Here is a 12,294-nt window from a genome sequence, read left to right as displayed (position 1 = left end):
TCGATCTCCATACTTGTCACTTCGCCCCGTACACGACTGCCCGCTGCAGTCCACCCACGCCACCGCCATCCGAGTCGGCGACTACGCCTGTGTCGGCTCCTTGCCCGCCCCAGATCGTCAACAACAGCATCGAGTGGTACGCAAGGGGCCGCGGATTCGGACGCCGGCTGCTGCACCCTCTCGTGTGTCAGGGGCCCGCTGTGCAGCCCCGACGAGGGCTTCACCCGGGCAGCCGTATGTCCGACGACGCCGAGTGGCAGGCGGCGCAGCCGCCGCGGAACGCGAAGGGCTGGTTCCGGGTGTGGGCGCAGTTCTACAGCGAGGACTGCGCGAAGCACGAGCCGGGCCAGTCCGAAGCCGCCGACCTGCCGCGCACCGACCGACCGGCTGACGGGCCGGAGGGCTGCGCGGGCCGCTCGGACCTCCCGGCGGGCGTCGCATCGGGACTCTCACGCTATTCGGGTCCTGTCACGTGAAGCTCTGCCGACCGCCGATCCTGGGAATGGTCACCACCGGGTCGCCAAGGTGGGCGACGGTCCAGAGCACACCGTCCAACTCGACCGAAGGCTGGGTGGCGTGGTGTGGCGTGACCGGGGTGAGACGTGCGCTGACCCACTCGGACTGATCGGGGACGGGCAGCCCCAGACGTTCGGCAAGGCGCTTCTGCAGACTGCCGATGACAACGATGCCCTCGTCGCGAAGGCGCACACGAGCATCGCGTACCCGCTTTGGGTAGTCACTCTGTTGTGCGACGGTCTGCAGGCAGTTGGCATCGAGGGGGCGGCGCTGGACCCGTCGGAACAGTTCGAGTATCCGGGACCCGGCGGAACCGGCACGCATGACGGCCTCTCGGTCCTCCGGCGGCATGTGCAGGAGGACGTTCTCCTTGAGCGGCATGTCGCGCCACAACCATCGCACGCTCGACCGAGCCCAGGGCGCCAAGGTCGACTTGCCGTCCCGGTTCTGGAGGCTGCTCAGGTACTGGGAGTCCGCACGAATCAGTCCCGCACTCCATCGGGAGGTCTGATCGTCGGCCCAGATCAGGAGGCACACGCGGCCCGTCGCTTCGCGAGGGAACGACCAGCTTCCCTGTCTCTGGGTGAACTTGCAGTCGACCTCGACGCCCGCGATCTCGTAGTCCATCACATTGCCGTTGTTGAACGGGAACGCGTGTTGGACGCTGATCTCCACACGGGTGCCGAGGTACATCTTCTCCACCTTGCTCACGGCCGCCAGGTCGAAGCGACCGGTCCGGGCACCGTCAAGCACCGCGTCGATGCTTTCCCGCAGAGCACGGCCCATCCGGGAACCGTCCGGATCCGCGGCCAGCATGGCGCGTTCGACCGCGTCGAGTTCCAGGTCGTTGCCTTGCATGCTGGCGAGCTTCCTCATGACCTCGCTGGCGCTGCTCGGTCGATCCAGGGGATCGAAGGCGAGGAGCTGGGTGACAAGTGCGTCGAAGCCCGGGGATATGCCCGACCGGATCTTCGGGTGAGGTGACGAGACTCGGTGCGCCCAAGCGTTTCGTAGGTGTCGGGAACCGGTGATCGGTGGCCTGCCTGTTGCCATGGCGTGGAGCAGGCAGCCGAGTGAATACAGGTCGCTGCGGCTGTCGCCGACTCCGGCGAACAGGCTTTCCGGTGATCGATAGGGGGCGGCCGGGCCGGACAGGACCAGCAGGTCGGGTTCGACCGCACTGGTGTCTAGAGTGGACAGGCCATGGGCGCCCATGCCGGGATCGAAGACCAGGAGTCCGCCGTTGCGGTGCGGGGAGATGGTGGACGGGCTGAGGTCCAGGTGGGCCACGCCGTGGAGGTGAAGCCGGTCGAGCATGCCTGCGAGCTCCATGGCGAGGCCGCGAACGGCTTCCCAAGGCATGGGACCCGATCCGATCAGCGGTCGCCCGAGAGGCGCGGCTGCGGCGGGCAGGGTCACCAGGTAGGGGCGGCCATTGTGGAATCCCCAGCCATGGACCGGTGCCAGCCCGGGAATGTCGGACCCGGCCAGTCGGCGCGCGTCGGCGAGGAAGCCCTGCCGTTTCGGCCAGCTCTCCAGCGGCAGGCCGAAGAGCTTGAGACCGACCTCCTTGCCCTCCTTCTCATCGGTCGCCGACCAGATGTCCGCCGCCGGGCCGGACAGTGCGATCTCGCGCAGCCGGTAGCGTCCGTCGACGAGCGTATCGGGGGCGTCGGCCTGCGCAGTCCGGTTCTCGACCGGGCCGGCCGGGGCGGCCGGGGCGCCGCCCAGCCGTCGCAGGGTCTCTTCGGTCACCGCCGTCACAGGCTCTCCGTTCGAGCGGCCTTCCGCACCGGCGATCCCGATGCCCGGCACGACAACGGGAAGCTCCCCGGGCCGGGATCCGGCGTGACGTCGGATGACCTCGCCGATGCGTGCGGCTTCCGAACGCGGCAGCATCCGCAGCAGGACTTCCTGCACACCCGGCCGAAAGACGTATCGTCCCGCCGTCGCGGGAGAGCCCGCCTCCGTCGTCAGCATGCCGCTGAGCACGACCTCGGCCAGGTGCTGCGGTTCCGGCCGTACCTCGGTGGCGGCCTGGACCAGCCGCATCACCGGCAGGCTCGTCCCACCGGCTGCCAGGTGCCCGGCGAGCCGGAGCGCCTGTGGTGAGGCATGGGCACGGAAGTTGAGGACCAGCCGCTCCGGCTCGAGGGAACGGGGGTCGACGTCCTCGGCAGGCTCCGGTACAGGGGCCGACAGATCGGGGGGCAACGCTGCGGCCACCCCCGGTACGTCGGCGCCGGGCGCTCCTGCCACGAGTTCCGCCCAGTGTCCGAACCACCGGGCGGACGGTTCCAGTATCGGCAGTGGCATACCGGCAGGAGCGTGTCCGGGTCCGTCGAACGCCGTGAACCGCAGGGCGGAGTTCGGGCTGGCGGGGCCACGTGCCGTCAGCAGCCCTGCGGCACCGCGCAGCGCCGTGCGTCGCCACAGGCGCTCCGGGAGGGGTTGGACGACTGCCACCGGCATGGAACGCGCCCAACGGTGCAGAGCCCGGTACCACCTCTCGGCCGACTCCGAACCGACATGCCACGCAGGCCCGCTGCAGTCACTGAGGACCAGCGTGACGGTGCGCCCGGCCGACGGGGGCAGAGAGGCCGGACCCCGGCCGGACGGCCGGTGCAGCCGTCCGTCGGCCGCTAGTTCGAGAAGGCTGATCCTCTCGAAGGCGCCGGTCTGTTCGAACGTGCGCTGCAACTCCCCCAGGAGCGGCCGCCAGATCGGCATGGTCGGCCCGGCGTCGAACACGAGGTACAGGGTGAGCCAGCGTTCGGTCCTCGGACGCAGTACCGGCAGCCATGCGCCCGGCCGCGCGTTCTGGTGGGCGATCCGGTGAGCCGTACCCAGCTCGTCCAGCTCCAGGCTCCGTCGTGAGGGCACCCGGCGCCGCAGCGGGCGCAGGGCGCGCTGGAGCCCGAGCGGGTGCGCCAGCATGGGCGGCAGGGGTGCCGACAGCAGTGCGTGCGCACGGTCACCCTCCGAAGCCTCGTCGGCCTGGTGGAGAAGCAGACGGTCCTCGTGCACTGACGCGTGCGGAGGCATGGAACCGCTCCGGTGTTCTGCGACGGACGGGACGGCGTCGGACGTCGCGGCGACCGCTTCGTCCGGCGCGACCGCCGAGGTCCCGTCCGGGGTCTCGCCCGTGGGAGTACGACAGCGGCTCGCCAACCAGATCGTCTCGGCGAGCTCGGGCGCGGTCGCCCGGCGACCGCCCGCCCGGTCGAGGACCTCGAGCAGACGCCCCAGATCGGACGGTGGCTGAGCCGGATCAGAAGTCATGGAACTCCGTCACCGGGCCGAGGTGGGCCAGGACGGCCTGGGCCAGGTCCTCACGGGACTCGGCGGGCAGGCCCGGGACGCGCGCGAGATAGATGGCATTGAGCAGTTGGTCGGTGGCGAGCTCTCCGACGCTGTTCTGCTCCAGGAACGACGTGATCATCTCTTCCGTCCCCGGGTCGAGGTCCCCGAGGTGGGCCCGCACGATGTTCTCCAGGTGCTCCCGTTCCGGCCTTCGGAGATGGAGGCGGACACACCGGCGAAGGAACGCGGGCGGGAACTCCCGCTCTCCGTTGCTGGTGAGGACGATGAAGGGGAAGGCGCGGCAGCGGACACGACCTTCGGCAATGGTGACCCGGTCATCGCTGTCCGAGGCCATCAGCCGCGCCGTGGGGGCCTGCCGGGCGGCGCGGACCAGCTCCGGGATCTCGTACTGGCCCTCCTCCAGGACGTTGAGCAGGTCGTTCGGCAGGTCGAGGTCGCTCTTGTCGATCTCGTCGATGAGCAGTACACGCGGCCGTTCATACGGGAGCAGGGCCGTCCCCAGCGGTCCCAGCCGCAGATGGTCCTCGACAGTGTTGCCCGCCGGGGCGCCAGCGGGTTCGTCCCCACCTCCGTTCCCCGCCTCCCTGCTGGCGGCGAGGAGGCGGGCCATCGGGTCGTACTGGTACAGGCCGTCTTGGAGGACGGTGCGGCTGGTGATGTTCCAGCGGAGCACCGGCCCCAGCTTCAACTCCCTGGCCACGGCGTAGGGCAGCGACGACTTGCCGCTGCCGGGCGGCCCGGTGATCAACAGCGGCCTGCGCAGGACCAGTGCGGCGTTGACCAGTTCGACGCTCTGCGGTGTCGCCTGGTAGGTGGCAGCCCGGTGCTCCCGGTCCGGCGATGCGGATCCTTTCGGTTCCAGCGGGAGCGGCAGCGGCGGGCCACCGTTGAAGGTCCGCCACGGCGGCGGATCGGGCAACCGGGCCATGCCGTCGTGCGGCTCTTCCGTTCCGGTGTACACGGGCCAGATGGACATTGCCGTTCTCCAGGTCGTTCGGCTGCAGGTCAACTGATCGGTGACTGCTGATAGACGGGTGTCTCCGGGAACCACCGCGGGTCGTCCCAGACGAGGGCCAGCCCTGAGGCCCAGTGCCGGTCGGTGTCATCGGCCAGGTACGCCTCCCGCCGCAGCTGGTGGACGTGGCGGGGAAGGTCCGACGCGGACAGTGCCGTCAGTCGTTCTACGAGTGAGTCGAGGAAGTCACCACCACTGCACGAGTGCCCTGACGGACCGTTCTGCGCCTTCTCTCCGGTGCAGCCTGTCCGCGGCCAGACGAGGACCGGGATCGCCGCGTTGAGGCCGGCGTGCAGAAGTCCACGGGCTGGGCCGGTGTCGGGAGGAGCTCCGTATCCCACTGCAGTCTGCGTGCCTTCGAGCCGGACCTTGAGCTTGGCGGGGTTCTGGGGAGTGCCGCACTCGACCCGGTACCAGTCGGTGCCGGACCGGACGTCGAGGCCCTCCCACGCCTTCCCGAGTTTGTACCGGAGCCTGGCCTCCCGTCGCCGGCCCAGATCCAGCAGCACGACCGGGGAGGAGCAACCCAACGGAGTCGGGTCGTCCGGGCTGGTGTGCCACTGGTCGACGGGCTCTCCCAGCCAGTCCCTCGGCAACGCGAAGGCGATCAGCTCTTCTCCGCCGTGGTCGATCTGCCGGAACGCGGCGTCGAGGCGTTCCCTCACGTAGCCCTGAACACCTCGGCGGGCGACGGTGTCACTTGCCACCAACTGCGCGCAACCGTCATTGATTGCGAAGATCGAGACGACGAAGGCATCACGATCGGATCCGCTGCGTTCGACCTCGACCAGGATCGGGGACCACCTGGGACCGTTGCCCGGCACCGGCGACATCGGTTTCCTCGCCGCCCCGCCGGGCCCGTTGTCTCCTGCCCAGGCGCGCAGGGCACGCCCGACGACCGGGTCCTTGGCATGGTCGGCGATCCTGACAGCGAAGACCGACCAGGGCGCGGTGCCCTGAGCCGGTGCGACCTCGGTGAGCAGGAACCAGGCCACGTCCCACAAGGACCGGAAGCCTCCGACGGGCGGGGGCGGCGCCAGCACGCCCACCGTGTTTCGATACTCGCGTTCCGGATCGCAATCGGCCTCGCACCTCCGGAGGAGGTCACGCAGCCGCACCAGCTCCTGCCTGGGATGGTCGGGGACCGGAACCAGGTCGGCCGCACCGGGCCAGTACCGGACCAGTGCCCGGGAGGGAAGCATCCTGCCGCCGCTGCCGTTCTGGTACCTGGCGGTGACCATCCCGATGACCTCGCCCGTGTCCTCCCGCACCACCGCAGCGCCGCTGAAGCCCTCCTCCAACGGCTGGCCGTGGCCACTCCAAGCCTCGAGCTGGATCCACTCGCCCGCGACCAGCTGGTCACTGGTGACCCTGAACTCGCCGAGGATCCCTTCGTCGAAACCCCGGGGGAATCCGTAGGCAGTCAGCTTGATCGAATCCGGAGCAACGGATGCGTCGACTGCGGCGAACCTGGCCGGTGCGACTCTGACCGGCTCGGCGAGCTCCAGCACGGCGAGATCGCCCTGGTCACGGGCCCTTCCGTCCCAGTCGGCTCCGACGACGACCGAGGCCTCGAGGCCACCGAGGTCGGGGTACTGCGCCAACCGGATCTCGGCGCGGGCCTCGCCTGCTACGACGTGCGCACACGTGATCACGTGACGGTCGGTGACCAGGAACCCGGAGCCGACACGGCCAGCCCGAACCTGCACCTGCCAGGACTGCGAACCCATCAGCCGGCGGAGGAGCCCCCGTCGGTGCCCGGCTTCCAACTGAGCTTCACTACGAGATGCCCCTCCACCGCGGTCTTGGCGATGACAGCGCCGGCCTCCGCGGAGAGCTTCACACCGAACTCGATCTCGACGGTGTCGGGCTTGAGACTGCCGTCCCGAAACACACGAAGCGCGGACTCGGCAGCAGTGTGGATGCTCTCCAGCGCGCCGTCGAAGGTCTGCTTGGCCTGCCGGACGACGTCATCCGCACGGCCGACGCGCCTAGCGCCGGTGCTGCTGTCCTCCTCGACCGCGACCACGATGAAAGCACCGCTGTCCGTCTTGAACTCGACCAACTCGTCCACAAGCCCCCCACGCCCCGCCCGAACCGACGACACCATCCTATGACTGGTCCACTGTGCTTCTTCAGGTGGGCAGCCACCCAATGACGTAGGGACCTGGGGCCACGCGCGCGTCAGGGGGACCTGTGCTCCTCTCGAGTGGGGAGGAGGCTTTCCGACCTGCGGCTTAGCGCGGCCTTTGTCATTTCTTGACTGTTCTGGAATGGCTGGCGAGGCAGCGGATTCGGCGAGCTGTTCTGGTGTCAAGGGGGAAGTCTCATCGTGCCGTGCGAGCGCCCGACGCGGGGCGGGACGAACTCCCGTTGTCCCTGGGCGGCAAGGCTTGGCGGGCCGTTAGGCCGGCGGGTTGGCCTTGAAGGTGTGGGCGCGGTGCCAGTGGAAGTGGGGTTCGCGTTGCTCGGTCCACCAGGGCACGGCACGGTCGGCGAGGTTCTGCTGGATGTGCTCGTGGACGCCGGGCATGGTGTGGACGAGGGGGCTGACCTGGATGTGGCCGGTGTCGGTGACGGTGATGTAACCGCGTTCGTAGAGGCTGTCGCAGCCGAGGCTGCAGGCGAGCATGGCGATGTTCGCGAAGTCGCGCTTCTCGTCGTCGGTGCAGACGGCGCGCTTCTTGATGTGGGCCGCTATCAGGAACGTCGCCGGCAGGGTACGGCCGCACAGGGCGCAGTCTCCGGTGGGGCCGGGCAGGAGGTGGCGTTTGAGGGCGGCCTGTTCTCCCCGGTAGGCGCGCATCGCCGTGCGCTCCAGCTCACCGTCGAAGGCGGTGGCTGCGTTGGCGTCGGCCTGCGGGTCCGGGGCCGGGGTGTCGGTGGTGTCCGCGGTGGAGGCCTCGAGGGTGAGGTGGGCCTGGAGGGTGTCGCTGTCGTCCTGGTCGAGGACGTAGACCCCCTGGATGTTGCGCTTGGGCTTCCACGCGAGGAGTTGGCGTATCTCGGCGACGGTGACGTCGAAGCCCTGGGTGCCGGACAGCGCGTACATGTACTCCCAGGTCTGGCCGTTGTCCTTCCGGCCCCATAGGCGCGCGGCAAGGTCCTCGTTGCGCCACAGCAGGGCGATGGTCCCACCGAAGTAGATCTTCTTGTCACCACTGAAGAGCGCGAAGTCCCCCGCGCTCATCTGCTTGACCCACTTGACGTTGGTGTCGCCCACTCCGGGGACGACGCCCCACATCTGAGCGGATCCGTCGGGGAACAACTGGTCCAGGCGGGCACGGACGCCGGGGTCGAGCAGGTCCGCGTGGTCGTCGAAGAGGACCGGGGAGGCGATGGTGTCCAGGTAGTGCTGGTTGATGACCTTCTTCGACCTGCCGGCCGGCTGCAGCACGATGCGCATGCGGTGTTCAGCCCCCCAGCTCGGTGTACTTGTCGGCCCGGCCGCGGGCGAGGTGCACCGGGTACTTGGCCCGGTTGGCCTCGATCTTCTCGGCGAGCGCCTGCTCGAGGTCGATGCCGAGGACGTCCGCGAACCGCAGCAGGTAGGCGAGGACGTCCGCTGCCTCCTCCCGGACCCGCTGCGCGCGCCCGGGGTCGGCCATGACCGCGGACGACTGCTCGGGCGTCAGCCACTGGAACAGCTCGAGGAGTTCACCGGCCTCTCCGCTGAGGGCCATGGCGAGGTTCTTGGGCGTGTGGAACTGCTCCCAGTCCCGTTCGGCCGCGAACTCGGCCAGTTCCTGCTGCAGAGACCTGATCGTCATGGGAACGATCTATAGCAGCGCAGTACGACTAGATGCTAATAGGTTCTTTCTTTGGCCCTCGGTCTCCCCTGAGAGGTCCCTCCCGCACGGCCGCCGACCGCCCGCGGACCCGAGAGCCGGCCGCGCCGTCCGACTGCGACGCCCGGCTGGACCCTGGCCCCCTGTGTCACCGCCGGATGGCAGCCATGGGACATGACCGCACCCAAGGGGACGGATGGGACGGCCGAGGAACCGGTGTGGGACCACGAGCGGGTGGTCAGGGAGGGAGGGCTGGGAGGTGTACGAGGGGACCTCCCTCGACGTCCGTGTGGCGATCGCGGGGATGCGCAGGACGTCAACGGCTTCCGTCTCGACGAGGTCCCCTGGAATCGGCTCCGGCGGGGCCACGGACCGGCCGACGACGTGCCCGCGAAACGGCATCCGGCCCAGGCGCGTTCCACGGACGCCCGGACGACCGACGGCGCACTGGCACAACTGGGCTTCGAGATCGTCCACCAGGGGACGGTCTCCGCCATCGCGCCGCTGGCCGTGTCCTTCCTCCGGCGCCTGGCCGCGGACCCGTCCGCCCGCTGCCGCACGCACGCCCTCGGTCTCGTCACCGAAGTCGCCCGGTACGAGCACTGGGGGACGGCACCCGCGAGGCATTTCCCAGAGTGGCCAAACCCGGCTGGTGGTGCGACCTCGGGGGCTTCGCGATGAACTGGTCCATCGGAGCCTCCCGCAACGCCGTCACCGCCGACGTCGACCTGCTCCTCCCCCTCCTCCACGACCCGGACCCCGAGGTCCGCGTCCACGCCTGCTACGCCGTGGCCACCGCGACCGCCGGCGCCGAGCGCATCACGGACGCCCGCCGCGCCCGCCTGGCCACCGAGCCGGCCCCCGAGGTCCGTGCGAGCCTCGTCCTGGCCGTCGCCGAGCTCGCCCGCGAGCACGCCGGTGCCCACCGCACCGCAGCCTGGCTCCAAGCCCTGTGGTCCGGCTCCGCGCAGCCCGCCGACATCCGCGTGCCCGCTCTGGCCTGGCCGTGCCTCGTGGACGGCCCAGTCCCCGAAGACCTGCGCACCGTGCTCGGCAGCCTCGTCACCGCCGACCTGGCCCGCGTCCTCGATACCGTGCCGTGGATCGGGCACGTCCGCCACAGGAACGGGCTCGCGGAGACCGTCCGGCAGATGCTGAACGACGCGTCGCCGGGCCGCCACCTTGACGCTGCCGCTCTGACGCCTGACCGACGGACAGGTACCGCGGCCGCCCCGCTCGGAAGCGTCGTGCCAACGTCGGGTCAACGGCGTGGCCCGCCCACCCGTCGCGCAGCGAGGATGAGTGCCCAGCGGAACTGCCTGACCGAAGGCGTACGTCATGCAGGTCCGACCGGGGCCAGAAGCGCGTGTCCCGCCGTGGTGGCCGCACCCCCTCTCAGGGGCGGGGTCGCACCAGGAAGCACGTCCACCGCAACCTGATCCGACTCCGATCTCCGTGCACGGAGGTGACACCACGGGCCGGCACCGGCCCGGACACCTGTCCGATCGTCCCTGCCCGACCGCGCGACCAACCAGAGCCCGGCGAACGGAGCCTGTTTCCGGACCAAGGACGGGCAGAACCCTCGGAAGCATCACCAGTCCTGACCGCGCCAACCCGACCTCCGGCCCCGGTGACACGACCACGCCTCCGGCGCGGACCACGACCGCGACACGATCCAGGTTGTCGCGAGGCCCGGACACGCGCGGACCTTCGGCACCGACCCGATCCACCGCGGCTGAGAGCCGCTGCGCCCGCAGCCGCTGACCGCCCGTACCGACCAGCAAGGGAGACAGGCATGCGCGTCAGGAAGACCCTCGCCGCTCTGGCCATCGCCACCGCGGCGACAGTAGGCGCCGGCGTCGCGACCGCCGGCACCGCGTCCGCCTCCGACAGCGGCTCCGACAGCGCCACCAGCTCCACGGGCGCCTGGTACCAGGTCTACGCGAACGGCCCGACCGTCGGGTGGTTCGTCACGCCGGGCAACACCGACGAACGGTTCTGGCTGACGGCCGGGGACACCTGCGGGCACACGTACAGCTGGAACTGGAACGACGTGACCGAGTCCCAGTGGAACAACGCGCACTGGCAGTTCCAGTGCAACCTGTCGTGGGCGCACCTGTACCCGACGAACAACGGCAGCCAGTCCGGCCGCACCGTCTCGCGCTGATCCACGGCGCGCACACCGTCCCGACGCCCAGTGCCCTGACGGGCGGGCTAACGCTCGGCCCAGGGCCGGGCGGCCCCCACTCGGGTACGGCGGAGCCCCACCACCGAAGGCTGAGGGTGGTGGGGCTCCGCGCCGCGCAGGAACACGTCGGCCAGGGATCCCGGCTGCTGACGATCGGGCGGACCTTCACGGTGCCCTCGCCGGACGGTGGGCAGACGATGCTCGGGCTGAGGAATTGGATGCCCTACCCCGGCGACGACCTGAAGGTTCCGTACAGCCCGGACACCCTCGTCTACCACTACGACCGGACGAAAGAGGTTCTGACGCTTCTCGAGGTCTCGACCACCTCGTCCCCGTCCCCGATGTCGCGACGCTGGCCGACCTCAACGTGATGATCGACCGGTGGGACCGTAGGCGAGTACCTGGCCGCCGAGCGGCCGCTGTTGGCGCCGCTGCCCGACGAGCCGTTCGAGACCGGTCGACCTTTCACCCCGCGGATCGACCGCTACGGCCTTCTGTTGACTGAACTACCGCGGGACCGGCAGTCCAGCGTCGCGCAGCCGGGCCAGGGCGACGGACATACACTGCTGGAAAGTCGTCCCGTCAGCTCGCATGCCATGCTCCAACGGGCCGCCGCTGGCGGCAAACGTCCATGCTGGCGCGTTATTGGCCAGTCTTTCAGCGTTCATCCTGATCATGGCGCTCACACCCTGCTCGCCCGGCCACTCCAGGATCAGGAGCGTCACGTCCTCGACGTCGCGATCCTCATCGATCTTTGGCCGGCGGCGCCGGCTCCCAGTCATCGCCCCAACCCTATCGACGTGCTGGAGGCAGCCAAGGGGTGCCCCAACCAGCAGTTCAGAGAACAGATCTCGGTCCGCACCAACCGCTACGCGGTGCCGGTCCGCCTGATCGGCAAGCGCGTCCGGGTGCTGCTGCACGCCTCCGGGACTGGCCACGGCGCTGATGGCGGGGCGTACCAGTCGTGTGGAGAGGTGTTCCAGGCGCCAGCGTGCGGTGACGGTGGCTAGAGCGAGAGCCGCTTCGGTGAGAGTGAAGGAGTCCTGCGGCTGTGCGCTCCTGCGTTCCAGCCACCGGTCGGGGTCGAAGACGTCTGGATCGGGGTACAGGTAGGCGTCTTGATGGGGCCTCGCCGCTCTGGCGGCGACCGGGCTCGCTGCCCCGACCGCACGGCGCCGTCGCCACCGCATGGCCCACCGCTGCCACGGCGGGCAGTCCGGCCCGGGGCTGATCGCCACCGGGCCGTCCCGTGCCGCCCGGATCTGTGGCGTCCTCGCAGGGGCCCGACCGGTCATGACGACCGGTCGGGCCCCTGGCGGTTCGGCACCGGACGGGGATGAGCGTGCGTTGCGCACGCTTTTCCTGTATCGTCAGATGCGTGCTTGAGGCACGCATTTTTCGTGACGACCATCGGAGGACCCCGTGCAGCACACCGACATCACCACCGCCCTCACCGACCTGCT

General features: G+C 69.8%; 11 protein-coding genes. 5 read left to right on the top strand and 6 right to left on the bottom strand.

The window, feature by feature from the left end; all coding sequences use genetic code 11:
• Positions 1-236 precede the first annotated feature (236 nt).
• Complete coding sequence (locus ACZ58X_RS31785; RefSeq protein WP_470337034.1) at positions 237-476, top strand: hypothetical protein; 240 nt, start codon at positions 237-239, stop codon at positions 474-476.
• Here the strand turns inward: ACZ58X_RS31785 and ACZ58X_RS31780 are convergent.
• The 6 genes from ACZ58X_RS31780 to ACZ58X_RS31755 all read right to left on the bottom strand — a co-directional run bounded on the left by ACZ58X_RS31780 (position 469) and on the right by ACZ58X_RS31755 (position 8,625).
• The gene (locus tag ACZ58X_RS31780; protein ID WP_470337033.1) at positions 469-3,798 is read right to left on the bottom strand and encodes a NaeI family type II restriction endonuclease; all 3,330 of its coding nucleotides are present in this window, start codon (positions 3,796-3,798) and stop codon (positions 469-471) included. The genes ACZ58X_RS31785 and ACZ58X_RS31780 overlap by 8 nt on opposite strands.
• On the bottom strand, positions 3,788-4,816 hold the full coding sequence (locus tag ACZ58X_RS31775) for an AAA family ATPase (RefSeq protein WP_470337032.1): 1,029 nt from the start codon (positions 4,814-4,816) through the stop codon (positions 3,788-3,790). The genes ACZ58X_RS31780 and ACZ58X_RS31775 overlap by 11 nt, the downstream gene beginning before the upstream one ends.
• 29 nt (positions 4,817-4,845) lie before the next feature.
• Positions 4,846-6,585, bottom strand: a complete 1,740-nt coding sequence (locus ACZ58X_RS31770; protein WP_470337031.1) for a VMAP-C domain-containing protein — start codon at positions 6,583-6,585, stop codon at positions 4,846-4,848.
• Positions 6,585-6,929, bottom strand: coding sequence for a CU044_2847 family protein (locus ACZ58X_RS31765; protein WP_470337030.1), 345 nt, complete (start codon positions 6,927-6,929; stop codon positions 6,585-6,587). Before ACZ58X_RS31765 ends, ACZ58X_RS31770 begins: the two co-directional genes overlap by 1 nt.
• 330 nt (positions 6,930-7,259) lie before the next feature.
• The gene (locus ACZ58X_RS31760; protein ID WP_470337029.1) at positions 7,260-8,261 is read right to left on the bottom strand and encodes a hypothetical protein; all 1,002 of its coding nucleotides are present in this window, start codon (positions 8,259-8,261) and stop codon (positions 7,260-7,262) included.
• A gap of 7 nt (positions 8,262-8,268) precedes the next feature.
• Positions 8,269-8,625 (bottom strand): nucleotide pyrophosphohydrolase, encoded by a 357-nt coding sequence (locus ACZ58X_RS31755; RefSeq protein WP_470337028.1) that lies wholly within the window; start codon positions 8,623-8,625, stop codon positions 8,269-8,271.
• Between the two features lie 695 nt (positions 8,626-9,320).
• Between ACZ58X_RS31755 and ACZ58X_RS31750 the strand changes: the two genes are divergently transcribed.
• The 4 genes from ACZ58X_RS31750 (at position 9,321) to ACZ58X_RS31735 (ending at position 11,841) form a co-directional block, all read left to right on the top strand.
• A complete protein-coding gene (locus ACZ58X_RS31750; RefSeq protein WP_470337027.1) occupies positions 9,321-10,082 on the top strand; it encodes a hypothetical protein in 762 nt (253 codons plus the stop codon).
• A 356-nt stretch (positions 10,083-10,438) separates the two neighbouring features.
• The gene (locus tag ACZ58X_RS31745; protein ID WP_470337026.1) at positions 10,439-10,810 is read left to right on the top strand and encodes a hypothetical protein; all 372 of its coding nucleotides are present in this window, start codon (positions 10,439-10,441) and stop codon (positions 10,808-10,810) included.
• A 119-nt stretch (positions 10,811-10,929) separates the two neighbouring features.
• The gene (locus ACZ58X_RS31740) at positions 10,930-11,202 is read left to right on the top strand and encodes a hypothetical protein (RefSeq protein WP_470337025.1); all 273 of its coding nucleotides are present in this window, start codon (positions 10,930-10,932) and stop codon (positions 11,200-11,202) included.
• Positions 11,203-11,253: 51 nt separating this feature from the next.
• The gene (locus tag ACZ58X_RS31735) at positions 11,254-11,841 is read left to right on the top strand and encodes a hypothetical protein (protein ID WP_470337024.1); all 588 of its coding nucleotides are present in this window, start codon (positions 11,254-11,256) and stop codon (positions 11,839-11,841) included.
• Positions 11,842-12,294: the final 453 nt, after the last annotated feature.

The organism is Kitasatospora sp. NPDC040550 (assembly GCF_055594965.1).
Note: the sequence above shows the minus strand (reverse complement) of the source record. Positions and strands in the feature narration are given on the sequence as shown.